At 52.2% G+C, this 25,254-nt stretch carries 18 protein-coding genes and 1 other annotated feature; of the genes, 11 read left to right on the top strand and 7 right to left on the bottom strand.

The features are described from left to right. Nucleotides 1-21: 21 nt before the first annotated feature. From GJQ69_RS08840 to rny, 3 genes are all read right to left on the bottom strand, one after another. Nucleotides 22-1,692, bottom strand: a complete 1,671-nt coding sequence (locus GJQ69_RS08840) for a DAK2 domain-containing protein (protein ID WP_086035095.1) — start codon at nucleotides 1,690-1,692, stop codon at nucleotides 22-24. Between the two features lie 192 nt (nucleotides 1,693-1,884). Further along, nucleotides 1,885-2,652: a TIGR00282 family metallophosphoesterase gene (locus GJQ69_RS08835; RefSeq protein ID WP_086035096.1), complete on the bottom strand. Its 768-nt coding sequence runs from the start codon at nucleotides 2,650-2,652 to the stop codon at nucleotides 1,885-1,887. A gap of 90 nt (nucleotides 2,653-2,742) precedes the next feature. After that, complete coding sequence (gene rny / locus GJQ69_RS08830) at nucleotides 2,743-4,299, bottom strand: ribonuclease Y (protein ID WP_086035097.1); 1,557 nt, start codon at nucleotides 4,297-4,299, stop codon at nucleotides 2,743-2,745. Nucleotides 4,300-5,083: 784 nt separating this feature from the next. On the opposite strand from rny, the gene thrS reads away from it, so the two are divergent. From thrS to ilvA, 4 genes are all read left to right on the top strand, one after another. Continuing rightward, nucleotides 5,084-6,994 carry a threonine--tRNA ligase gene (gene thrS / locus GJQ69_RS08825; RefSeq protein WP_086035099.1) on the top strand — a complete coding sequence of 637 codons (1,911 nt, stop codon included), beginning with the start codon at nucleotides 5,084-5,086 and terminating at the stop codon, nucleotides 6,992-6,994. 137 nt (nucleotides 6,995-7,131) lie between these two features. Next, nucleotides 7,132-7,374, top strand: a binding site (T-box leader). A gap of 82 nt (nucleotides 7,375-7,456) precedes the next feature. After that, entirely contained in the window at nucleotides 7,457-9,121 is a 1,665-nt protein-coding gene (gene ilvB / locus GJQ69_RS08820; RefSeq protein ID WP_086035101.1) for a biosynthetic-type acetolactate synthase large subunit, read from the top strand. A 31-nt stretch (nucleotides 9,122-9,152) separates the two neighbouring features. Continuing rightward, nucleotides 9,153-9,644 carry an acetolactate synthase small subunit gene (gene ilvN / locus GJQ69_RS08815; protein WP_086035102.1) on the top strand — a complete coding sequence of 164 codons (492 nt, stop codon included), beginning with the start codon at nucleotides 9,153-9,155 and terminating at the stop codon, nucleotides 9,642-9,644. Between the two features lie 74 nt (nucleotides 9,645-9,718). Continuing rightward, entirely contained in the window at nucleotides 9,719-10,915 is a 1,197-nt protein-coding gene (ilvA, locus tag GJQ69_RS08810; protein ID WP_086035103.1) for a threonine ammonia-lyase, read from the top strand. Between the two features lie 34 nt (nucleotides 10,916-10,949). Here the strand turns inward: ilvA and GJQ69_RS08805 are convergent, their stop codons facing one another. Continuing rightward, nucleotides 10,950-12,338 (bottom strand): oligosaccharide flippase family protein, encoded by a 1,389-nt coding sequence (locus tag GJQ69_RS08805; protein WP_174193527.1) that lies wholly within the window; start codon nucleotides 12,336-12,338, stop codon nucleotides 10,950-10,952. A 78-nt stretch (nucleotides 12,339-12,416) separates the two neighbouring features. On the opposite strand from GJQ69_RS08805, the gene prmA reads away from it, so the two are divergent. After that, entirely contained in the window at nucleotides 12,417-13,343 is a 927-nt protein-coding gene (gene prmA, locus GJQ69_RS08800; RefSeq protein ID WP_086035105.1) for a 50S ribosomal protein L11 methyltransferase, read from the top strand. A 264-nt stretch (nucleotides 13,344-13,607) separates the two neighbouring features. On the opposite strand, the gene gdhA is transcribed toward prmA, so the two are convergent. The 3 genes from gdhA to GJQ69_RS08785 form a co-directional block, all read right to left on the bottom strand. Then, nucleotides 13,608-14,954, bottom strand: a complete 1,347-nt coding sequence (gene gdhA, locus GJQ69_RS08795) for an NADP-specific glutamate dehydrogenase (RefSeq protein ID WP_086035106.1) — start codon at nucleotides 14,952-14,954, stop codon at nucleotides 13,608-13,610. A 111-nt stretch (nucleotides 14,955-15,065) separates the two neighbouring features. Beyond that, nucleotides 15,066-15,572 carry a VOC family protein gene (locus GJQ69_RS08790; RefSeq protein ID WP_086035107.1) on the bottom strand — a complete coding sequence of 169 codons (507 nt, stop codon included), beginning with the start codon at nucleotides 15,570-15,572 and terminating at the stop codon, nucleotides 15,066-15,068. A 465-nt stretch (nucleotides 15,573-16,037) separates the two neighbouring features. Beyond that, nucleotides 16,038-17,240 carry an FprA family A-type flavoprotein gene (locus GJQ69_RS08785; RefSeq protein WP_086036794.1) on the bottom strand — a complete coding sequence of 401 codons (1,203 nt, stop codon included), beginning with the start codon at nucleotides 17,238-17,240 and terminating at the stop codon, nucleotides 16,038-16,040. Nucleotides 17,241-17,705: 465 nt separating this feature from the next. Here GJQ69_RS08785 and glmS point away from each other — a divergent pair, with 465 nt between their 5' ends. From glmS to prmC, 6 genes are all read left to right on the top strand, one after another. Then, a complete protein-coding gene (glmS, locus tag GJQ69_RS08780) occupies nucleotides 17,706-19,532 on the top strand; it encodes a glutamine--fructose-6-phosphate transaminase (isomerizing) (protein ID WP_086035108.1) in 1,827 nt (608 codons plus the stop codon). Nucleotides 19,533-19,736: 204 nt separating this feature from the next. Then, entirely contained in the window at nucleotides 19,737-21,098 is a 1,362-nt protein-coding gene (locus GJQ69_RS08775; protein ID WP_174193526.1) for an FG-GAP repeat domain-containing protein, read from the top strand. Nucleotides 21,099-21,194: 96 nt separating this feature from the next. Then, nucleotides 21,195-21,899: a response regulator transcription factor gene (locus GJQ69_RS08770; RefSeq protein ID WP_086035110.1), complete on the top strand. Its 705-nt coding sequence runs from the start codon at nucleotides 21,195-21,197 to the stop codon at nucleotides 21,897-21,899. Between the two features lie 8 nt (nucleotides 21,900-21,907). Beyond that, complete coding sequence (locus tag GJQ69_RS08765) at nucleotides 21,908-23,434, top strand: sensor histidine kinase (RefSeq protein WP_236849685.1); 1,527 nt, start codon at nucleotides 21,908-21,910, stop codon at nucleotides 23,432-23,434. Continuing rightward, on the top strand, nucleotides 23,415-24,383 hold the full coding sequence (locus tag GJQ69_RS08760) for a DUF1385 domain-containing protein (protein WP_086035112.1): 969 nt from the start codon (nucleotides 23,415-23,417) through the stop codon (nucleotides 24,381-24,383). The genes GJQ69_RS08765 and GJQ69_RS08760 overlap by 20 nt, the downstream gene beginning before the upstream one ends. Beyond that, nucleotides 24,380-25,231 (top strand): peptide chain release factor N(5)-glutamine methyltransferase, encoded by an 852-nt coding sequence (prmC, locus tag GJQ69_RS08755; protein WP_174193524.1) that lies wholly within the window; start codon nucleotides 24,380-24,382, stop codon nucleotides 25,229-25,231. Before GJQ69_RS08760 ends, prmC begins: the two co-directional genes overlap by 4 nt. Nucleotides 25,232-25,254 lie beyond the last annotated feature (23 nt).

The raw sequence follows: 25,254 nt of genomic DNA, 5'->3' as shown, positions 1-25,254 counted from the left end.
GTTTTGCAAATAAAGAATGCATTATTCAACAGAAATCAGGAAATAGTGGATAGGCTGCCCGCCGTTTACCAGCGTTATTTCAATGTCGGAACTGATTTTATTCTTGATACGGTTATAGGCATCATTTGCCTGCTCCTCTGAAATATCCGCGCCGTAAATAATGGTGATAAAGGCGGTGGAGTGCGTTACCATGGAGCGTGTCAGTTTCGAGCAGGCGTGTACAATATCTTTCTCAATATAAGTCAGTTTGCCGTTCACCAAACCGAGAATATCGCCTTTTTTAATGCGGTGACCGCCGAATTCACTGTCACGGGCGGCGAATGTGATAGTACCGGTGTCTACGTTGCCGGCGGCTTCCATCATCTTTACAGCGTTGACTTCGCAGGAAGTGTCAGGGTCATAGGCCAGCATAGCTGAAAGGCCCTGCGGAATGGTACGGGTAGGCAGCACCATGACTTTCCGGTCCTTGACCAGCGGAACAACCTGCTCCGCTGCCATAGTAATATTCTTGTTGTTGGGCAGAACCATAACCGTCTTTGCCGGTGTGGCCAGAACAGCTTCCAGAATATCTTCCGTGCTGGGGTTCATGGTCTGGCCACCGCTTACCACATGGGTGCAGCCAAGGTCCACAAACAGCGCCTTCAGGCCGTCGCCCGCAGCGACCGTGACAAAGCCGACTTCTTCTGTCGGCTGCGCAGGCTTCAGCGATTCTTCTGCTTTTTGTTCGTGGGCGGCGGCGTCCGCTTCCTGTGCCTTGCGGTGCTGTTCCTTCATGTTTTCAATTTTGACGGTCAAAAGCTGACCATAGGTAAGGGCTGCTTCCAGCGCGCGGTTTGGCTGTTCCGTGTGTACATGTGTTTTAATGATGTCATCATCTGAAACAACCACAACACAATCGCCGATTGTCTGCAGGTAGCTGCGCAGCAGCTCTGGGTCCTTGGTTGGTTCCTGTGTGCGGCTGACAATAAATTCAGTGCAGTAGGTGAAGCGAATATCCGCATCAAATTCGGCTGCAGCACTGCGGAACGCATCGTCCTGTGTCAGGTCAGCGGAAACATTTTCTTCCACTTCATTTTCGATAATGACACCATCATGGAAAACGCGCCTCATGCCTTCCAGAATGCAGCACAGACCTTTGCCGCCGGCATCTACCACACCGGCTTTTTTCAGGACAGGCAGCAGCTGCGGTGTCTGGGCCAGCGCTTCTTCCGCACCTTTGCAGACAGCTTCCCACACACTGATGGGGTCGTTGTCCAGTGTGGCGGCAGCTTTGCCCTTTTCTGTGGCGACACGCGCCACGGTCAGGATGGTACCCTCCGTCGGCTTCATGACGGCTTTGTAGGCATCTCCCACGCCAATTTCCAGTGCACTGACCATATCCAAACCGTCCACTGTATCTTTCCCTTTTACGCCATCGGCAAAGCCGCGGAAAAGCAGGGAAAGAATAACGCCGGAATTTCCGCGCGCGCCGCGCAGCAGTCCAGAAGCCGCCGTACGGGCAACATCAGAAACGGTTTCGCTTTTTGATTTCTGCAGTTCAGCAGAAGCATTCGCCATGGTCATAGACATATTTGTGCCAGTGTCGCCGTCCGGTACAGGGAAAATATTCAGTTTATCAATGCTGTTCCGGTTCTTCGCAATATTGTTTGCGCCGGAAATCATTGCGTCTCGCAATTCTGCTCCGTTTATCATGAGAAAGCTCCTTTGGAAACCTTATAATCCAGGTGCCGGAAGCGCGCCCTGCACCTATTCTTTTCTACAGGCTGTTATTTAATTACAGTATACCATACAACGGGTAAGGATTCAACTGAAACTTCCTGTGCATTGGCGGTGGTTTTTGGGCCGGAAACGCTGAAATACTGCGGATTTTGGAACTTTAAAAGGTCACTGCAGTTCCAGTGGCTCCACACTCTGGCAGCGGCCGGTTGTGTCGTCAATTTCAAACAGACAGCAGTCCATTTTAAAAGGGCCCTGCTGTACTAGGTCGAAGCGCACGGGCATTTGGCTGCGCATTTTGCGGATAGTAAGTTCCGGCTTTACGCCCAAAATAGAGTTAACTGTGCCGGTCATGCCAAGGTCGGTCATGTAACCGGTGCCCTTTGGCAGAATGCACGCGTCTGCGGTTTGTACATGGGTGTGGGTGCCCCACAGGGCGCTGACTTTTCCATCCAAATAATAGCCCATGCTGCGCTTTTCGCCGGTTGCTTCCGCGTGAAAATCTACGACCGTAATGGTGGGCGTGTCTTTCAGCAGGCGGTCCGCCGTAAAGAAGGGGTTGTCCAGCGGGTCCATATATACTGTGCCCATCAAATTTAAAATTCCAACCTGAATACGGCCCATATCATAGACCATATAGCCGTGCCCCGGTGCTCCGGCGGGAAAATTAGCCGGACGCAGCAACTGGCCGCATTCGTCGTAGGTATCATAGCTTTCCTTTCTGCGGAAGCTGTGGTTGCCGGCTGTCAGCACGTCAACACCGCTGTCCAGCAGATAGCGCACGGAAGAGGGCGTCAGCCCGTTTCCATCGGCACTGTTTTCACCGTTGGCAATGACCAGATCCACGGCCTTCAGCTTTTTCAGCGTTGGCAACTTGGACCGCAGAAAGCGGCAGCCGACACTGCCGACAATATCACCAATGGCCAGAATATTCACAATAAGGTCCTCCTTTTTCGGGCAGTTCGTTTTTATATAACATGAAAAAACTGCCGCACAACGCAGAGATGCGGTACGGCAGTGCAGGACTTATTTCGCGTAGTCGACAGCGCGGCTTTCGCGGATGATGTTCACTTTAATTTGGCCCGGATATTCCAGGTCAGCCTCAATCTTTTTGCAGATGTCGTGTGCCAGCATGGTCATTTGGTCGTCCGAAATAGCTTCCGGTTTTACAATGACACGGATTTCACGGCCGGCCTGAATCGCATAGCAGCGTTCAACACCTTCGAAGGAAGATGCAACTTCCTCCAGCTTTTCCAAACGCTTAATGTAGTTTTCTGCATTTTCACGGCGCGCACCCGGACGAGCGGCGCTGATGGCATCAGCAGCCTGTACCAAACAGGCAATAACGGTCTTTGGCTCAATGTCGTTATGGTGGGCGGCAATTGCGTGAACGACCGCTTCGCTTTCTTTGTACTTACGGGCCACGTTTACACCGATGTCTACATGGGAGCCTTCCATTTCATGGTCAAGCGCTTTGCCGATATCATGCAGCAGACCGGCACGGCGTGCCATGGTTGGGTCTAGCCCCAGCTCGGAAGCCATAATGCCGGCAAGAGAAGCCACTTCCAGGGAATGTTCCAGTACGTTTTGGCCGTAACTTGTGCGGTAGCGCAGGCGGCCGAGCAGCTTGATAAGCTCTGGATGAATACCGGTGATGCCTGTCTGTAGGACAGCATTTTCACCAGCTTGTTTAATGGAAGTATCTACTTCACGGCGGGCTTTTTCAACCGTTTCTTCAATGCGTGCCGGGTGAATGCGCCCGTCAGCAATCAGTTTCTCCAGCGCGATGCGGGCTACCTCACGGCGAACCGGGTCAAAGCTGGAAATGGTAATGGCTTCCGGTGTATCGTCAATGATAAGGTCAACACCTGTCAGTGTTTCGATTGTACGGATGTTGCGGCCCTCACGGCCGATAATGCGGCCTTTCATCTCATCGTTCGGCAGCGGAACAACCGAAATAGTTGCTTCGGAAACGTGGTCTGCTGCGCAGCGCTGGATAGCCATGGAGATGACTTCGCGGGCAGTGCTGTCCGCTTCGTCCTTTGTCTGCTGCTCAATGTCACGCAGCTTAACGGCTTTTTCGTGCATTAGCTCGGACTCAAAGTGGTTCAGCAGGTATTCCTTTGCCTGCTCGGCCGTAAAGCCGGAGATACGCTCCAGCTTTTCCAACTGCTGCTTTTTAATGTCCTCTGCTTCATTCAGGCGGTCCTCCGCCTGCTTGTTCTTTTTGGTCAGCTTATCCTCTTTATTTTCCAGGGATTCAAGCTTTCTGTCCAGGTTTTCTTCTTTCTGCTGCGCACGGCGTTCCTGTCGCTGAATTTCCTTGCGCCGGTCGTTAATTTCACGGTCGGCTTCGCTGCGCATGCGGTGCAGTTCGTCTTTCCCTTCCAGTACGGCTTCTTTTTTCTTTCCCTCTGCGGATTTAATCGCGTCGTTGACAATCCGCTTTGCTTCCTCCTCGGCGGAGCCGATGGCAAGCTCGGCGGTATGTTTGCGGTAGCGTTCTCCCGCAAAAAATCCCGCAGCAATGCCTGCAGCCACACAGACAATGCAAAGGATAACTGTTACTAAGATCGGATTCATTTTGAGCACCTCCTCTGTCCCGGAGAGCGCCCATTCCGCTTTGCATACAGATGTGGAAATAATCAATATTCTTTTTTCGAGTAAAAATGTGCAAAACGGCCCATTTCAGTATAAAAATGGGCCATACGCCGGCCGCGCCCGGCGGTTTGCCTGTCACTCTATCTGCTGGAGCAAAACAGGTGCTTCCAGTGGACTTTTGCAGTCCGCAGCTTCCTGCCGGCAGACTGCGTAAAAATCATGTCAGTCATTAAAAAGGGACGGGAATAAGTCCCAAAATGCAAATTCATGCATTTACTTCATAATTGTATAACGAGAAGCGCTTAATTGTCAAGAAAAGAAGCGGTACTTTCGCTGCTTTCGCAAAATTTGTAGGTTATGCTGTTCCAGTGCACTGCTGATAGGGAAAAAGTGTACATTGTCCATTGACAAGGTTTCCGGGACGTGCTATGATACAGGCAAACTGAATATCGGAAATCGTTGATGAGGGAGCCGTGCTTCCTCCTACAGCAGAGAGCGGGCGCCGGTGGCTGAAAACGTCCGCAGTAGGAAGAGCACAAAGGTTACCGCCTCTGAGTGTGTGCTGAAGAAGTACGCCGGTCCGGCAGCCGTTAACCTGTCGCAAAAGATGCACCTATCCTTTTCCAAAGGAAGGTGTAATCTGGGTGGAACCGCGAGATGACAGCGTCTTGCCCCAGTTTTTGGGGCAGGGCGCTTTTTATTTTCCCGTTTCCGACAGCATCCAGTCTGCAGAAAAATGCACAATTTTATGTAAGGAGAGAAAATCATGATAAATGTCACACTGAAAAGTGACGTCCGCTCCTTTGAGCCCGGCGTCACAGTAGCAGAAGTAGCCAAAAGCATCGGTCCTGGTCTGTATAAAGCGGCCTGTGTTGGCCGCGTAGACGGCAAGGTCGTAGACCTGCGCACCCCGCTGACCAAAGACTGCAAGCTGGAAATCCTCACGTTTGACAACGAAGACGGCAAGCGTGCCTATTGGCATACAACTTCTCATATTATGGCACAGGCAGTTCAGCACCTGTGCCCAGAGGCAAAGTTCGCCATTGGCCCTTCCATTGACCATGGCTTCTATTATGATTTTGACCTGCCCCGTACCCTTACACCGGAAGATATGACTGCAATCGAAGCGGAAATGAAAAAAATCATCAAACAGGACATTCCGCTGGAACGTGTAGAGGTTTCACCGGAAGAAGCCATGAAGATGATGGAGGACGCCCATCAGGACTATAAGGTGGAGCTGATTCAGGAGCACAGCGGCAAAGGCGAAAAGATTACATTCTATAAGCAGGGCGATTATATTGACCTGTGTGCCGGCCCGCACCTGATGAGCACCGGCTGTGTTAAGGCAGTGAAGCTGACAAACTGCACCGGCGCTTATTGGCGTGCCGATGCCAAAAATAAGATGCTGCAGCGTGTTTACGGCATTTCTTTCCCCAAAAGGGCGGACTTGGACCACTATGTGGAGATGTTGGAAGAAGCCAAGAAGCGTGACCACCGCAAACTGGGCCGTGAACTGAACTTATTTACATTCATGGAGGAGGGTCCGGGCTTCCCGTTCTTCCTGCCGAAGGGGGTTGTCCTGCGCAACCTGCTGCTGGACTACTGGCGGGATGTGCACAAAAAGGCCGGCTATCAGGAGATTTCCACACCGGTTATCCTCAGCCGTAAGCTGTGGGAACGCAGCGGCCATTGGGCACATTATAAAGATAATATGTATACAACCGTCATTGACGGCGAAGATTATGCGATTAAGCCGATGAACTGCCCCGGCGGTATGCTGGTTTATAAGACACAGATGCGTTCCTATAAGGACCTGCCGCTCCGTCTTGGTGAAATCGGACTGGTGCACCGCCATGAACTGTCCGGCGCACTGCACGGTTTGATGCGTGTACGCTGCTTCCACCAGGATGATGCGCATATCTTTATGGCACCGGAACAGATGAAGAGTGAAATTCAGGGCGTTGTCCGTCTGATTGACAGTGTCTATAAAACCTTTGGCTTCCCGTATCACATTGAACTTTCCACAATGCCGGAAGACCACATGGGCGATGAAAAGACTTGGGACGACGCGACACGCATTCTGCGTGAAGCAGTAACCGGGATGGGCTATGATTATGATGTCAACGAAGGCGACGGTGCTTTCTACGGCCCGAAGCTCGACTTCCATCTGACAGACTGCCTTGGCCGTACCTGGCAGTGCGGTACCATTCAGCTGGACTTCCAGCTGCCGGAACGCTTCGAGTTGGAATATACCGGCGCAGACGGACAGAAACACCGCCCGATTATGCTGCACCGTGTAGTCTTTGGCTCCATTGAACGTTTCATCGGTATCCTTACCGAACACTTTGCCGGTGCATTCCCAGTTTGGCTTTCTCCTGTGCAGGTACAGGTCCTGCCTATTGCAGAACGCCATCAGGAGTATGCGCACAAGCTGTGTGATGCACTGGAAGCAGCCGGCCTGCGTGTAGAGGTTGATGGCCGCAACGAGAAGATTGGCTACAAAATTCGTGAAGCACAAATGCAGAAGACGCCGTATATGCTGGTCATCGGCGATAAAGAAGCGGAAGCTGGGAATGTTTCTGTACGTCACCGCAAGGCGGGCGACCTTGGCAGTATGTCCCTGGAAGCCTTCATTACGCGTGTACAGAAAGAAGTAGCAGACAAAGCGCTGGACTGATTTTATAAGGTCCGGATAAAGCGGAAAAAGAGCGGGTATGCGCGCAGGCGTATACCCGTTTCCTTTTTTAAAAAATTTAGGAAAGGGGTTTGACATTTCTGCTTTAAACGAGTAAAATGATAAAAATTGAATTTTCTGTAATTGCAGTGAAAGGGACAGCCCACACAGGACATTCCCTGCAGAGAGCCGCCGGCTGGTGTGAGGCGGCGGGAATATGTGTGGTCAATCACCCTGGAGCAGGCGGCTGAAATTCCGTATTGGAACAGTAGGCATGCCCGGTTTTCCCCGTTATTGGAAAGCACATTGCTGGATGTGCATGAGGCCGCGCAAGCGGTGAAGCAGAGTGGTACCACGGAAGAGCTTTCGCTCCCGTCTCTGGCCAAATGGTCGGAGCGGGAGCTTTTTGTCTGCCGCGGTCAGACACAAAAGCCCGACAAACATAAGAAATGGAGGAGAGTAAAAATGTTGCTGACTGGTGCACAGATTATTATGGAATGTCTGCTGGAACAGAACGTGGATACAGTATTCGGCTATCCGGGCGGGGCTGTGCTGAATATATATGATGCGCTGTATGAGTATCAGGATCGTATCTGGCATATCCGCACGGCACATGAACAGGGAGCTGCCCATGCTGCGGACGGCTATGCACGTTCTACCGGACGGGTAGGCGTGTGTATTGCCACTTCCGGGCCGGGCGCCACAAATTTGGTTACAGGAATTGCAACCGCATATATGGACAGTGTGCCAATGGTCGCAATTACCGGAAACGTCAATGTAGACCTGCTTGGGCTGGACTCTTTTCAGGAAGTGGACATTACCGGTATTACCATGCCGGTGACAAAGCATAATTTCCTGGTTAAACATATTGAAGACTTGGCGGATACCCTGCGGCAGGCGTTCCAGATTGCACAGTCCGGCAGACCGGGGCCGGTGCTGGTGGATATTCCAAAAGATGTAACCGGGCAGAAGTATGAATACCAAAAGCAGCAGCCGCTGCCGCTTGCGCCGCCGCCATCTCCTTCGGAAGAATGTTTGCAGCAGGCGGCACAGATGTTAGACAAAAGCAAGCGGCCGTTCCTGTACCTGGGCGGCGGCGTCATTACGTCCGGTGCCGCGGAAGAAGCGCGGACCTTTGCCAAACGGCTGGACGCACCGGTGAGTGAATCCCTGATGGCACAGGGGGCCTTTGACGCACACGACCCCCGCTACATGGGAATGCTGGGTATGCACGGCACCAAAACCAGCGCGGAGGCGCTGCACAACTGTGACCTGTTTGTGGCGGTTGGCACCCGCTTTTCGGACCGGGTTCTGTGCAATGCGGGCCTGTTTGCACGGCACTGCCCCATTCTGCAAATCGATATTGATGCTGCGGAGTTCAGCAAAAATATAGAAGTGGACCTGCGGGTGGAGGGCGATGCTCTTGAAGTGCTGCGGAGTCTGCTGGCCTTGCTGCCGCAGAAGGAGCACCCTGAATGGATGCAGCAGGTCGCGGTGTGGCAGAAACAGTATCCGCTGACACAGACCGCCGCGTCCGGCGCTGCTCCCAAGGATATCATTGAAACGCTGGACCGTCTGACCGATTCCAACGCGATTATCTCGACAGAAGTAGGGCAGCACCAGATGTGGACAGCACAGTTCTATAAATTCCGTCAGCCGCGTCAGTTCCTTTCTTCCGGCGGGCTGGGCACTATGGGCTACGGACTTGGCGCGGCGCTGGGCGCACAGGCGGCAAATCCAGACCGAAAAGTAGTCAATATTGCGGGCGACGGCGGCCTGCATATGAACTGTGTGGAGCTTGCGACAGCGGCACATTATCAGCTGCCGGTGGTGGAACTGCTGATAAACAACTCTGTGTTGGGAATGGTCCGGCAGTGGCAGAAACTGTTTTACGGCAGTCGCTTTTCGCAGACGATGCTGGACACCAACACCGACTTTTGCAAGCTGGCCGAAGCGTTTGGCGTGAAGGCATACCGCATTCATAACAATGAAGAGATTGAACCGGTCCTGAAACAGGCACTGGCAGAAAAAGGACCGGTACTGGTGGATTGCTGGGTAGACCGTGATGTCAATGTCCTGCCGATGGTGCCGGCTGGTGCCAGCGTGGAGAACCCAATGCTGGAGATGTAAGGAGTTTACTGAAAGGAGTGTGAGCAAGGCTATGTATGAAGATGGAAATGAGAAAGAATATGTATTGTCTATTTTGGCGAAAAACAATCCAGGTGTGTTGCTGCGCATTTCTGGACTTTTCAGCCGCCGCTGCTACAACATTCTTTCCATTGTTGCCTGCCAGACGGAGGACACCGATTATTCCCGCATTTTAATTGTTGTGTCCGGCGATGACCGCATTGTAAGGCAGGTGGATAAACAGGTTAGTAAATTAGTGGATGTGGTGAATGTAACGGTTTTGCAGCGGGAAAGAGCCGTCATTCGGGAACACCTGCTGATGAAAGTACACCGGACGGCGCAGAACGGCGAAAAGCTGGTGGAACTTGCCAGTGTGTTCCATGCCAATATTTTGGATGTGGAACCGGAATCTATGATTTTGGAACTGACCGGTGATGCTGGTACGATAAACTCCTTTATTCAGCTTGCCAATCCCTATGGGGTGCTGCAGATTCTGCGGACCGGCTCCATGGCCATGCAGAAATAGAAATGAGTTTAAAACTGATTATACATTTATCATTTATTTAAAATAAATAAGACGATACTGAAAGAAGGCACGATATGCTGACGCTTGACAAAGTTTACCATGCAGCTTTTGTACTGAAAGAAGTAGCCCGTAAAACCGACCTGCTTCCGGCACCAGAACTTTCCGATGGCTGCCAGGTTTATCTGAAAACCGAGAACTTACAGGTGACAGGTTCCTTTAAGGTGCGCGGTGCCTACTATAAAATCAGTCAGCTGAACGAAGAGGAGAAAAAGAAGGGCGTTATCGCCTGCTCTGCCGGCAACCATGCGCAGGGCGTGGCCCTTGCCGCCGCGCACAACGGCATTGATGCGCTTATCTGTATTCCGGCAACGGCACCTATCAGTAAGGTAGAAGCGACCAAACGCTACGGTGCGCAGGTCTGCCTGGTGCCCGGTGTGTATGACGACGCGCACAACAAAGCGGTTGAGCTGCAGAAGGAGAGCGGCCGCACACTGATTCATCCTTTTGATGACCCGGACGTCATTGCGGGGCAGGGTACGATTGGGCTTGAACTTTTGGAACAGCTGCCGGATATGGACGCGGTAATTGTGCCGGTCGGCGGTGGCGGGCTGCTTTCCGGAATCGCTTTTACGGTGAAGTCGTTGAGCCCGAACTGCAAAGTGTATGGCGTGCAGGCGGCCGGTGCACCCGGCATGGTGCAGTCGCTGAAAGACGGCAAGCCGGAAGAGCTGGAGGGGGTACGTACCTTTGCGGACGGCATTGCGGTGAAGTGCCCCGGCGGCCTGACTTATTCCCTGTGTAAAAAGTATGTGGATAAAGTGGTGACCGTCACGGACGACGAAATTGCCGCCGCTGTGCTGGCACTGATTGAACAGCATAAATTGATTACGGAAGGTGCCGGTGCGGCGTCCGTTGCAGCAGTGATGGCCGGAAAATTGGACTTGAAAGGCAAAAAAGTGGCCTGCGTACTTTCCGGTGGAAACATTGATGTCACCATTCTCAGCAAGGTTATCAACCGCGGCCTGCTGAAAGCCGGCCGCAATACCGACCTGACTATCAGCCTGATGGACCGTCCCGGCGAACTGAAAGAAATTTCCGCTATCATTGCGGACCTCGGCGGCAATGTCGTCAGCGTATTCCACGACCGTTCCGACGCGGACGCCGACGTTTCCGGCTGCTACCTGCGTCTGCGTATGGAAACCCGCAACTGGGACCATGTGCGCCAAATTCGCAACGCAATCGCTGCTGCCGGCTATCATATCTGCAACTAAAGCTGTTTTCTATGCAGCCTTCGGGCAGTATTCTTTATGGAACAAACTGCCGCAGAATGACATATAAAAGAACAGCGCCGCCTGCAGGCAGAAAAACCCATATAGGCGAAATTTCAACGTCCGCCACTTTTAAAAGACGGGAAATGCTGAGTGCCGCATTGTATATTTCACTTAGGAATAACATGAGAATATATCCGGGCAGCCCAAGGTACGGCAGCACAAACGCACACCATAAAACGCGCATACAGGAATCTGTTAAATTACAGAATAAAGACCATGTCTGCTGGTCCAGCCCTTTCAGCATACCGTCCACAACGCTGTCAACGTACATCAGTGGAAGAAGCGGCGCGGTGACGCGCAGCAGCAGGGCACCCTGTGTGTTTCGATAAAACAGGTGGCACAGCGGAAAGGCAAAGGCGGCTATCAGGGCGGCAGAGGCAAAGGAGAAACACAGTGTCAGGCGGAAGGCACGGCTGGTTACCAGCTGGATACGCTTTGTAAAATGGCGGGCACAGCAGCGGGCAAGCTCCGGCACCAGCAGCGTAATGGCGGCAAAAAGCAGTGCGCTGGGAAACTGCAAAATCGGCAGGACCATGCCCTGCACCAGCCCATACTGTGCAAGGGCATTTTCCGCGCCGGTATGTGTGGACAGGCCGCGCGGAATCAGCAGGTTTTCCAGCGAAAACAATAGGCTGCGCAGGCCGGTGCCTGTAGTAACCGGGCCGCCGATACGCACGGCTTCTTTCCACTGAACAGGTGCTTTTTGCGGGCCTCGCTGCGGCTTTCGGCCGTACCGGTGGAAGTAGGCAGCGGCTATAAACAAGCAGGCACAGCCTTCAGAAAGAGTAGATGCCAACATTAGCATAGTCAGCGGCGCGGTGGAACCCGGCACCAGCAATAGGCTGAGACCAATCCCGGTGCCTTGCTCCAGCAATTCGGCGGCTATCGGGGCGCCGGTGTGTCCTTCAGCGACAAAACAGCCTTTCAGCGCAGCGGAAACGGCAATGCAGGGCAGCCCTGGAATCAAAATGCGCAGAGAAGCTGGATTGCCCAAAAACGGCGACAGCAGCGGTGCGCAACCGTACAGCCCAGCCGCCGCAATACCGCTGACCAACAGCCCCAGCAGCAGGCAGCGGCGCAGTGTCCGGCGGTTATAGCCGTGCTCTGCGGTCAAGCGTGTTGCGGCGAAATTGGCACCAGAAGCGGACAGCACTACCCCCAGCGCGAAAACGGAAAAAATCAGCTGATACCGCCCCATCTGCACCGAACCGAGCGTTTCGCATATCCAGCCGCGCATCCAAATGCCGGAAAGGCGCAGAATGGTGCTTTCCAGTGTCAACCAGCAGGTGCTGTACAAAAAGGTACGTCTGTTTATTTTAACCGCCCCCTGCACCTTTGTCCGTCTGTACCATCTATATTGCAAACAAAGGTGCTTCATGCTAAGATGATAAACAGGCGGTCCGTTTTGCCGAAAATCTGGAATACAGGAGCGTACAAATCAATGGATTGGACAGAAGTGACCGTAACCGTACCACAAAAAGACAGCGAACAGGCGGAAGCCATTGCACAAATGGTCGTGCCTTACGGTATTTATATTGAAGATTATTCAGACCTGGAGCAGGGCGCACGGGAAATTGCCCATATCAACTTGATTGATGAGGATTTATTGAAAAAGGACCGTTCCCATATCATCATTCACGTTTACCTGCAGCCGCAGGACAGCCCGAAGGAGGCGGTTGCGTTCCTTTCGGAACACCTGCGCGCGGCCGGTATCGACAACACCATCGGAACGGCGAACTGCCGTATGGAGGATTGGGTAAACAATTGGAAAAAGTATTTCCATCCCATGCCAGTCGGCGAAAAGCTGCTGATTCAGCCTTCCTGGGAAAAGCCGGCGGAAAGCGGCGGCCGCATTGTGCTGCATTTGGAACCGGGGCTGGCCTTTGGCACCGGCACCCATGAAACAACCCGTCTGTGTATGCAGATGCTGGAAGAGTATGTGAAGCGCGGCGCACAGGTCTTGGATGTGGGCTGCGGCAGCGGTATTTTGTCGGTCGCGGCGCTGCTGCTGGGTGCTGACCACGCGGTGGGTGTGGATATTGACGAACTGGCGGTAAAAACCGCCAAACAGAATGCTGCCCGCAACGGTGTGGAAAAACAGTTTACCGGTATCTGCGGCGACCTGACGGAGAAAGTCGGCGGCACTTATGATGTAGTCGTCGCCAATATTGTTGCGGATGTGATTATCGAGCTGACCGCCAATGTACAGCGCTTTTTTAATCCCAATGCGGTTTATTTGATGAGCGGCATTATTGACGAACGGGAAGAGGACGTGCTGAAAGTATTGAAGCCGGACTTCCAAATCCTGCAGCGGCGGGAAGAGCGCGGCTGGGTTGCGCTGGCGGCAAAGCTGCATACGGAGGACTGACAAAATGGAAAATCAAATTTGTCCATGCCGCAGGCCAAACTGTGAACGGCACGGAGACTGTGCAGCATGCAGGGAACATCACCATGCAGGAAGAAGAGCCACTTTGACGGCCTGTGAGCAAATCAGAAAAAAGGAAGAACGAAAGCACCGCCGAACGGGCGCTGTGCCAAAATAAAAAAGGAGCGGGCAAAAGCGTATGTTACGCTTTCGCCCGCTCCTTTATGTCAGCGGAAAAATTTTGAGATTTTATTTCTAGATTAAAAATCAGACAATACCATGTGCAATCATAGCGTCTGCAACCTTGGTGAAGCCAGCAATATTGGCGCCTGCGACCAGGTTGCCCTTCATGCCGTATATTTCAGCAGCCTGTGCTGCGTTAGCATAGATATTTTTCATAATGTTGTGCAGGCGCTCGTCCACTTCATCGAAAGTCCAGGACAGACGCAGGGAGTTCTGGCTCATTTCCAAACCGCTGGTGGCTACGCCGCCTGCGTTGGAAGCCTTTGCCGGCGCAAACAGAATGTTGTTTGCCTGCAGGTAGGCGATGGCCTCCGGTGTGGAAGGCATGTTGGCACCTTCTGCGACAGCCTTGCAGCCGTTGGAAACCAGTGCTTTTGCGCCCTCCAGCGGCAGCTCGTTCTGAGTAGCGCAGGGCAGGGCAATGTCACACGGGACGTTCCAAATACCGGAGCTGCCCTCGACATATTTTGCGCCTGACACATATTCGGGGTAGGTTTTGATGCGCGCACGCTTGACTTCTTTAATTTCTTTAATTACTTTGTAGTCAATGCCGTTCTCGTCGACAATATAGCCGTTGGAATCACTCATGGCAATAACCCTGCCGCCCAACTGGGTAGCCTTCTGGTTTGCATAGGTTGCCACGTTTCCGGAACCGGAAATGACGATTTTTTTGCCCTCGAAGCTCATGCCGTTGGCAGCCAGCATTTCCTTGGTAAAGTAGCACAGGCCGTATCCGGTCGCTTCTGTACGGGCAAGGGAGCCGCCATAGGGAATTCCCTTGCCGGTCAGAACGCCGGTAAATTCGTTGCGGATACGCTTATACTGACCAAACAGATAGCCGATTTCACGGCCGCCGACACCAATATCGCCGGCGGGAACGTCGCAGTTCGGGCCAATGTGGCGGTACAGCTCGGTCATAAAGCTCTGGCAGAAGCGCATGACTTCCGTGTCGGATTTGCCCTTCGGGTCGAAGTCACTGCCGCCCTTGCCGCCGCCCATGGGCAGGCCGGTCAGGCTGTTTTTAAATGTCTGCTCAAAACCGAGGAATTTAATGATGGAAAGGTTCACGCTGGGGTGAAAGCGCAGGCCGCCCTTGTAGGGGCCAATGGCAGAGCTAAACTGTACACGGTAGCCGCGGTTTACGCGTACTTTTCCGCTGTCATCCACCCACGGAACGCGGAACAGCACCGCACGTTCCGGCTCAGTCAGGCGCTCCATAATGCCGTTCTTTTCCAGCCCCGGGTGAGCGGCAACCACCGGTTCCAGGGACTCGAACACTTCACGGACGGCCTGCAGAAATTCTTTCTGCTCCGCGTTGCGCTTGGCAAGACCTTCGTACACTTCATTGAGATAGGAACTTTTAAATGACATACAAAAGCACTCTCCTTTATCAGCTCCTAATCAAGCTGACTTATTATTTTAAACCTATATTAGCATTTGATTTAACAATTCACAAGAGAAAAGTATAAAAAATTTTATTTTTTAAACCATCAGGGAAAATAGCAGTTCCGCATCGTCCTCCTCTGCGATGTGCTGAACCATTTCTTCGGGGACCTGCATTCGCTTTGCGGTGTCAGCGGAGGAAAAGCCAACCGCAAGGAAACGCCGTGCAACAGTTTCCAGTTTTTCGCCAACTTCGATGATATGGTGGTCGGGGTCATAGAAACGCGTGACCTGCTGCCCCCACGGCTGTTCTTCCGGCGGGGTGATATACTCAATATCCGGATAAAGGCTTTCCAGACGGACCTGAAATACGGTCATATCATCTGTTTCAAAATAAAGTTCCCCGGAACAGCCGCCAAACTGGATTTCATTGTCGGATCTATTTACGAATTTCCTCCAGCTGTTCAGTGTTTGCAGGGAGAGATGGTCAGAAAGAGTGACGTTTTCGCCAAAATCGGCAGTAACAGTCATGTTAAACAGGCGGCAGTAAAAGGCCTTGGAACGTTCCATGTCGTGTACAACAATTAAAGTACTCTGAAAATTCATAAAGCATCCTCCTTTCTGCTATCATATCATATTCTGCCTTTTCACACAAAAACAGTTTGACCGTCCTTGATAGCCTGCAGCACGTGAATGCCGTATTCCAGTGCGTTCAGAACGGTCCGTTTTGATACGGTGTTTCCATTAGCGGATTCTCTAATCATCAGCGATAATATCAACAGTGCTAAAAACACGCATATGATAAGAAGTGTATCAGGGAAGAGAGGGAATCGGGCAGGACGGGACAGCGGACCGTTCACCTTCCCAGTAAAGGCAGATTAAGGTCATTGCGGCGAACCTGCAGGAACCCATAGACGGGCCTTAACAGTACGCCGCCAAAGGGTTGGAGGAATGGCTTATGATGCCTCTTAGAAAGTTCCTCCCATGCCGGTAAACGGCATATAAAAATGCGCTCCAAAAGGTTTTACACCTTTGGAAGCGCATTTTTTATGCTGAAAAACGATTTATGATTTATTTTAAAGAATCACAGATTGCCTGTGCTAGTGCTTTCAGCTGCGGAAGCTGCTCTGCCTTCAGGCTGGAACGGAACTGCACAGTTTCGCCGACCTGCTGCATTCCTTTCAGTTTGTTCAGGGCTTCGTCCATCTTTTTGCCGCTGATAGGTGCCCAGCTGCCGTTGCTGATAAGGGAATACTGCCGGTTTTGCAGGTTGAGCGCCGCAATGTCATGCAGCAGGGCATTCATGGGCAGGTAAACGCCGTTGTTGTAGGTCGGAGCAGCAAGCACAAAGTTGCTGAAACGGAACAGATCAGAGATGAGATAGGAGGAATCTGTCTTGGAAACATCATACAGCCGCAGGGCGGTTACACCCTTCTGTGCCAGCAGATTGGCCAATTCTTCAGCTGCCGCTTCCGTGTTGCCGTACATAGAACCGTAGGCAATCACTACGCCCTTTTCTTCTGGCTCATACCGGCTCCATTTGTCGTACTTGTCCAAAATCCAGCCGAGGTCCTTGCGCCAAATGGGACCGTGCAGCGGGCAGAGTATGGCAATGTCCAAACCAGTCGCTTTTTTCAGCACAGCCTGCACCTGCGGGCCGTATTTGCCGACAATGTTGGTGTAATAGCGGCGGGCTTCATCAACGTAGCGTACCTGGAAGTTGATCTGGTCGGCGAAAATTGGACCGTGGAAAGCGCCGAATGTACCGAAAGCGTCCGCAGAGAACAGAATTTTATCTGTGCTGTCATAGGACATCATGACTTCCGGCCAGTGCACCATGGGCGCCATGACGAAGTGCAGCAGGTGACGGCCCAGTGTCAGGGTATCGCCTTCTTTGACGGTTATGCAGCGGTCCTGCAGTGGGAAGTCAAAGAACTGCTCCATAAAACGGAATGTTTTGGTATTGCCCACCAGTTTAATTTCCGGGTAACGGCGCACAATTTCGCCAATCATGGCGCAGTGGTCGGGTTCCATGTGGTTCACAACCAGATAGTCGAGCTTCCGTCCGGCAAGTGCACCCTCCACGTTGGTTAGGAAGCGCTCGGCAATCGCCGCGTCTGCCGTGTCCATCAGGGCTGTTTTTTCGTCCAAAATAACATAGGCATTATAGCTGATACCATCCGGCAGAGGAAATACATTTTCAAACAGGGCAAGCCGCCGGTCACTGCCGCCAACCCAGACAATATCATCAGTTACTTTTTGTGTGCAGGGTATCATTATGAAGGCCTCCAATAATAATAATTATTATTTCTGTTTTATTGCACAAATATTATAACATGCATGGAAACATGGCGCAAGTATTTTATACTATTTCTCAGAAGGAAAGGGAACAGTTGACAAAGCAGGTGTCGATGCATATAATAAATAGAATTAAAAAGGGGGAATGCGGTCCTTATTTGATAGCTTAAAAAAAGCGCCAGACGCACAGGTGTGGGCAGGCCGCGGAGGCTTTGCCCGGTGACAGCACCCCAAGCGTGACGAGGAGAAGTGTGATCGAAGGTTTCGGCGGATGCACTTCCGGCTGCATGAAGCGGGCAGTCGTCAGACGATGTACAAAGTGTGATGCGGTGTCGGCACCCCGTGGAGAATCACTCAGAAAAGCATCGTTATTTCCGTGAAGAAATGTTCTATCCATTTTTATTTTTAGCATTTGTATGTACAGAAAGGAAAATTGAATATATGTGTGGAATTATAGGCTATGTAGGCAAGCATGATTCTGTTGATATCCTGCTGGACGGACTGCGTCAGCTGGAGTACCGCGGCTATGACTCCGCCGGCATTGCAGTGTATGGCAAAAGCGGTGTTTCGGTCGTAAAGACACAGGGACGTCTGCAGCGGCTTCAGGATAAGATTGATGCCGGCGAGCGTCCATTTGGCTGCTGTGGCATTGGGCATACCCGCTGGGCCACCCATGGCGAGCCGAGTGACGTTAATGCACATCCGCACCGCAGCGGCCGTGTCACACTGGTGCACAACGGCATTATCGAGAATTATATGCAGCTGAAAGATGCCCGCCTGGCCGAAGGGTTTACTTTCCAGAGCGAAACGGATACGGAAACGGTTGCCGCGACGCTGGACCACTATTATGAGCAGAGCAATGACCCCATTCAGGCCATCGCACAGACGATCCATGATGCAGAGGGTTCCTACGCACTGGGCATTCTGTTTGATGACCAGCCGGACACCATTTATGCGGTGCGCAAAGACAGCCCGCTGGTGGTTGGCTTGGGCAGTGGGGAGAACTTCATTGCTTCCGATATGACGGTTCTGCTGCAGCATACCAAGCAGTATTTCCTGCCGGAGCCGGGTGAAATTGCCATTCTGCGCAAAGATGGCGTAGAAGTCGTTGACCTTGCGGGCAAACCGGTCCATAAAGATGTTTTGACAGCTACTTGGGACGTGGGCACGGCCGAAAAGGGTGGCTATCCGCACTTTATGCTGAAGGAGATTCATGAGGAGCCGGAAGCAGTGAAACGCTGCCTTTCCCCGCGCATTCGCGGCGGAAAAGTGGAACTGGGTATTTCTGGTTTGCCGGATGATACACTGGCGGCCGTTGATCATATTCATATTGTGGCCTGCGGTACGGCAATGCACGCTGGTTTGGTGGGACGCTATGCCATTGAAGCACTTGCCCGTATTCCGGTGGAAGTTTCCATTGCTTCCGAGTTTCGCTATCGGGACCCGATTTTCAGCAAGCATGACCTGGTCATTCTGATTTCACAGTCCGGCGAAACCGCCGACACACTGGCGGCACTGCGTCTGGCAAAAGAAAAGGGTGTGCGCACACTGGCGATTGTCAATGTGCCGGGTTCTTCCATTGCGCGGGAAGCGAACGATGTGCTGTATACATGGGCTGGTCCGGAGATTGCGGTTGCCAGCACCAAGGCGTACTTGGTGCAGCTGTCCGTACTGTACCTGCTGGCGGTCAAACTGGGCTGTCTGCATGGTCAGCTGACAGAACAGCAGGAAGCGGATTACTGCCGAGAACTTTTGGAAATGCCCGCGCATATCCAGGAAGCCATTGACCATGAACCGGAGATCATCAGCTGTGCTAAGCAGCTGAAAGACGATGAGCATGTGTTCTTCATTGGCCGCGGTGTCGACTATACCCTGTGCCAGGAAAGTTCCCTGAAGCTTAAAGAAGTATCGTATGTGCACTGTGAGGCATACGCTGCCGGAGAATTAAAGCACGGAACGATTTCTTTGATTGAAGAAGGCACACCGGTCATTGGTGTGGCAACACAGCCGAGCCTGTACCCCAAAACCGTCAGCAATCTGGAGGAAGTAAAGTCCCGCGGTGCCAAAGTGATTTTAGTCTGCCGTGAAGGGGATAAGGTGGATTCGGAACTGACGACTAACCTGCTGCGGGTGCCGAAAGTACGCGATATTCTGTCACCGTTGGTTGCCATTGTACCGTTGCAGCTTTTGGCTTATCATATTGCTGTGTTGCGCGGGTGCGATGTGGATAAACCGCGTAACCTTGCAAAATCTGTCACAGTTGAATAAAGTTTAGATAAAATAAGAAAGGTCCGCTCTGCAGATTTCAAACCTGTGGGGCGGATTTTTTTGATTTTCTTTTGTCAAACAGGAACGCTGTCCGCGGGGCAGGAGGCAGCTCTGTACAGCGGCTGTAAATATTTTAATACTGTTCATTCCAGCCGAAAAATGCTATACTGTTAATAAAAATGTGAAGGAAAAGGAGGTGAGCGTGTGGCACAGCGAAAAAGGCACACCGGCTGGAAAGCGGTAGCCCTTGGGCTGACACTCAGCCTGCTGCTTTCCGGGTGTTCTTTTACCGGACTGGACGCGCGCTCTCTGATGCGCCCACCGAAACCAACCGGCGAGAAAGCGAATATCTATAATTTACTGGAAGAAAAGGCCGGACGTAATTTCACCCTGAAATATCCGGCTTCCGGTGACTACCGTTCTGCCATTATTCAGTACAATTTGTGCGGAGATTTCACTCAGGAGGCGCTGGCATTTTATCAGCGGGGAGATAATGACACAACGGTAAACCTGCTCTTTACGCAGAAGGTGAATGGGAAGTGGAAAGACATCGGCACGTTTTCCACCCCCGGCGCACAAGTGGACCATGTGTGCTTTGGTGATATGAACGGTGACGGCGTAGATGAAGTGATTGTTGGCTGGGGCAGCAGTGCCAGTTCGGCTAACACGGTTTCTATTTATTATTATCAAAATCAAAAAATGAATGAGCTGAAAGTAGACCAGAGCTACAGCGGAATGTCCGTTATGGACTTTGACGGGGACGGTAAAAAAGAGCTGCTTACGGTTGACATTCCTACCGATATACAGCAGCCACTGACCGCACAGCTGTTTCGTATGCAGGGCAGCGCGCTGCAGCTGATGGGCAGCACCCGCATGGAAGCGGGCATTGTAAAGCTTTCCAATCTGAAGGAGGGCAATGTCAGCGCCAAACAGCCGGGCGTTCTGCTGGACTGTGTGCAGACCAGCGGCAAAACGCTCAGTGAACTTCTGTACTGGAATAAGGCAAAGAAAACACTGACCGCGCCGCTTTACAGTGCACAGTCACCGCAGCAGAATGTAACCATGCGGGATGTTGCTATTTCTTCCTGCGATATTAATAACGATAGAATTATCGAATTCCCCATTGTCACGCGGCTGCCGGGTTATGTGGGGGTTTCTTCCGATGACGTGGGCAGCGAAACACAGTGGATACAGTTTAATTCTGCCAGCGGGAACTACAGCACGGCTGCCTCCATGATTTTCAATTCGCGGGACGGCTACAGCATTACCCTGCCGGACAAATGGAAAAATGCCATCACCACACGGCAGGACGTAGGTGCCCGTACCCTGACGGTTTCTTCATTCAACGTTTCCGGCGGCACAGTGGGAAAAGCGCTGCTGGTGGCACAGGTGTTTACCCAAAGTGAGTGGAATGCTAAAGAGAAGACAAAAGGGTTTGAGCAGGTGCTGTCGGATGGCAGCCTGGTCGTAGCGATTTCCTGCCCGACACCGAGTGACCCGCTGGCGGTTCCGGCGGCACAGCTGAAAAAATGTTTTCAGTTTATCACGACAGACAGTTCAACTTGAGAAGAAAATTCCCTGCAGTTTTGGCAGGATGTGTATGAAAAGATTTCAGGGACCGCCCGCAAAGGTGGTGCCTTTTGTGTACAGAAGGAGGCAGCTATGAAGAAAATATTGATTGCGGAGGATGAACAGGCCATCCGTGAATTCATTGTTATCAATCTGGAACGGGCCGGATATGATGTGACTGAGGCTGAAAACGGTGACCAGGCACTGGAGATATACGCAAGGGAGAACGGTGACTTTGATGTAGCTATCCTGGACATTATGATGCCCGGCCAGCATGACGGCCTTTCGGTCTGCAAGGAACTGCGTCACCAAAGCGGTTCTATCGGAATTATCCTGCTGACAGCGCGTACACAGGAAATGGATAAGGTGAGCGGTTTGATGATGGGTGCCGATGACTATGTGACCAAGCCGTTTTCTCCAAGTGAGCTGGTCGCACGCGTAGATGCCGTATACCGGCGTGTGGCACTGGAGCAAATGCGGGTGGAAAATCATTTTACCGAGGAAATTCGTTCTGGTGAGTTTTCGCTGAACCTGCGCAGCCGAACCCTGATGAAAGGTTCCAAACATATTGACCTGACACAGGTGGAGTTCCAGGTTATGGAATACTTTTTCAGTAATCCCGGTGCCGCGCTGGAGCGCAACGCCATTCTGCGGCATGTGTGGGGTGAATCCTATGTTGGAGAAGAAAAAATTGTAGATGTCAATATTCGTCGGCTGCGCATGAAGGTGGAGGACGAACCCAGCAACCCGAAACATATTGTTACGGTTTGGGGTTTGGGATATAAATGGGAGGCCTGAAGACGAAAGTGCCGGAACAGGTAGGAAATACAGAAAACAAAGAAGAACAGCAGAAAAATACCAAAAAGATTTCACAGCGCTGGCTGCTGAATTCCCTGGGCATTACGGTGCTGGTACTGATTGTGCTCATTGTTGCGCTGTCACTGGCGGCCCGCAGCTATATTTACAACGGCATTCAAACGACAATCGATTCCAGAAGCGAGGAACTGACCAATGTCTTCGCAAACAACGGCCTGCGCACGGCCAGCAACTTTAGTACGGTAGCTCGCCAGTATGTGGAGAATTTCCCCAATAAAGAAAGCATGGAACTGATGGTATTTAACAACAGGGGAAAAATTATCAATACCAGTCTGGGATTTGCGCCGGACAGCAGTGAGAAGATGCCGGATTATACCGCGGCCCAGCAGAACAAAAACGGTTACGGCACATGGACCGGACCTTTGTCCAGCGGAGAACGGGTCATGGCAGTTACACGTGTGCTGCGCGGCAGTTCCGGAAAATTTGTCGGTGCTATCCGCTATGTCGTTTCGCTTTCCGCGGCAGACCGTCAGATTTTGTTTATTGTCCTGCTGCTTGCACTGGCCGGTCTGGTCGTGATTGCGCTGGTGCTGCTTTCCGGCAGATACTTTATCCGCAGCATTCTGGTGCCGATTCGGCAGATTGGCAGCACAGCCAAACGAATCGCACAGGGGGACTTTAATGCTCGCATTGAGCACTACCAAAATGATGAAGTAGGCGATTTGTGTCGCACCATCAACGACATGGCCAAAGAGCTGGGCACAACGGAGCGCATGAAGAATGACTTTATCTCCTCCGTTTCTCATGAGCTGCGTACACCCTTGACTGCCATTAAGGGTTGGGGTGAAACACTGCAGGCCGGCGGGCTGGACCAGAAAAGCTTTAACAAAGGCATGGATGTGATTATTCGGGAAACGGAGCGGCTTTCCCGAATGGTAGAGGAGCTGCTGGACTTTTCACGGATGCAGTCCGGGCGCATGACACTGACCATGGACCGCATTGACATCTTGGCGGAGCTGGGTGAAGCAGTGTATATGTTCAGCGAGCGTGCAAAGAATGAGGGGAAATTCCTGCTGTATGAGGAGCCGGCTATGCTTTCACCTGTGTTGGGTGATGTAAACCGTCTGCGTCAGGTATTTGTCAACATTTTGGACAACGCCCTAAAATATACAAACCGCGGTGGGACGATTAACGTTACCGCCAGCGAAGCGGAAGGTTTCATTCAGGTTATCATCAGTGACAACGGCTGCGGCATTCCGGAAAAACATCTGCCGAATGTGAAAAAGAAATTTTATAAGGCAAACCAAACCGTGCGTGGCTCCGGAATTGGGCTGGCGCTGGCGGATGAAATTATGCGCCTGCATTCCGGCAGCCTGGATATAGAAAGCCAAGAGGACGTGGGGACGGCCGTTACCATCACTGTACCTACCATTCAAATGCTGCGGGACCACCTGCAGAAGGAGAAAGAAAAACAGCAGACCGAGGAGGAGGCAGACGATGACAGCAAACAATCCTGAAAAGTGCATTACTTCTATTGGGGGTCAGGCACTGATTGAGGGAATTCTGATGCGCGGTCCACACCGCATTGAAGTTGCTGTGCGTACACCAGAGGGGAAAATTGACTCCGAAGAGCTGCAGTATGTCCCTATTTGGGACCGCTGGCCGGTGTTCCGATTGCCCCTTTTGCGTGGGGTGGCTTCTTTTGCGGACAGCCTTTGTATGAGCAGCCGGGCACTGGATATGTCCAGTGAAAAATCCGGCATGACGGATATAGAGGGCGAGGAGGAAGAAAACGAGAGCAAACTGGATCAGTGGATTGACAAACATCTGGGGGATAAGGCAGCCAAAGTTTTTATGGTGATTGGTTCTGTGCTGGGAGTAGCGCTTGCGATTGCATTGTTCTTTTTGGTGCCGACGGCACTATTCAATTTGCTGCTGCATGTAACCGGCTCAGGGCTGGCGGGCTGGCGCAGCCCATTTGAAGGGGTGCTGCGTTTGATTATTTTTGTCGCCTATATTGGGCTGCTCGGTTTTCAGCCGGATGTAAAGCGAATGTTTCGTTACCATGGAGCGGAGCATAAAACAATTTTTTGCTATGAAGCTGGCCTGCCCCTCACGGTGGATAATGTGCGCCGGCAGGGCCGTTTCCATCCGCGCTGTGGCACCAGCTTTATGGTGCTGATGATTTTGATTGGCATTTTGGTTGGACTGTTTATTCCGTTTTCCAATCCATTCCTGCGCACTTTTGTTAAACTGCTGTGTATTCCCATTGTTGTGGGGCTGGGGTATGAACTGATTCGCTACTGCGGCCGTCACGAGAACCGCTTAACACGCATCATTGCCGCGCCGGGGTTGTGGATGCAGCGCCTGACCGTGAAAGAGCCGGACGACGGCATGATGGAAGTAGCAATCGCGGCCATGAAGAAAGTGATTCCCGCGAATGGAGAGGACCGGATTGCCGCATGACAAATGAACAGGCATATTTAAAGGCAAAAAAGATTTTGCAGCAGGCCGGAAACGAAAGTCCGGCATTTGATGCGGTGTGCCTCTGTCAAAAGGTACTGCATCTGGACCGTCCGGGTCTTGCAGTGCATGGACACGAACCGGCGGACGAACGAAAGGCGGAACAGCTTCTGCGGCTTGCGGAAAAACGGGCGGCCGGTGAGCCGCTGCAGTATCTTTTGGAAAAATGGCCGTTTTTGAATTTGGAGCTGGCAGTGGGGGAAGGTGTGCTGTGCCCGCGGGAAGAAACCGAATTGCTGGTCCACAGCGCTTCCCGTCTGCTGCCGCAGGGCGTACGAGTGCTGGACCTGTGTGCCGGCAGCGGTGCCGTGGGGCTGGGGCTCAAGAGCCTGCGGCCGGATTTGACAGTGGCCTGCGGTGAAAAATATCCGCAGGCGTTTGCCTACCTGCAGAAGAACTGCCGCGCCTATCTGGACCTTGCCGTAACGCCGCTTTCATTGGACGCCTTTTCCAAGGCGGATGCGGCTTCCTGCGGGCTGTTAGGCGGCTTTTTGTGTAACCCGCCGTATGTACGTGCCGGGGAGATTCCGGGCCTGCAGACGGAACTGCATTATGAACCGGAAACCGCTATTGATGGTGGCACGGACGGTCTTCAGTTTTATCGGGCGATTTCCAAGCTGTGGATACCGCAGCTGCAGCCCGGTGGCCTGTGTGCGGTGGAAATTGGCGAAAGTCAGGCAGCGGCGGTTTCCGCCCTGTTCACATCGGTGGGGCTGGAGAAAATTTCGGTTATCAAAGACTTTAACCAGTTTGACCGTGTTGTTCTGGGCTGGAAGCCCACAAAAAAATAGATATAAAAAGCAGGCCCTCGATT

The sequence above is a fragment of the Caproicibacterium lactatifermentans genome, from assembly GCF_013315815.1.
Taxonomy (GTDB): domain Bacteria; phylum Bacillota; class Clostridia; order Oscillospirales; family Acutalibacteraceae; genus Caproicibacterium; species Caproicibacterium lactatifermentans.
Note: the sequence above shows the minus strand (reverse complement) of the source record. Positions and strands in the feature narration are given on the sequence as shown.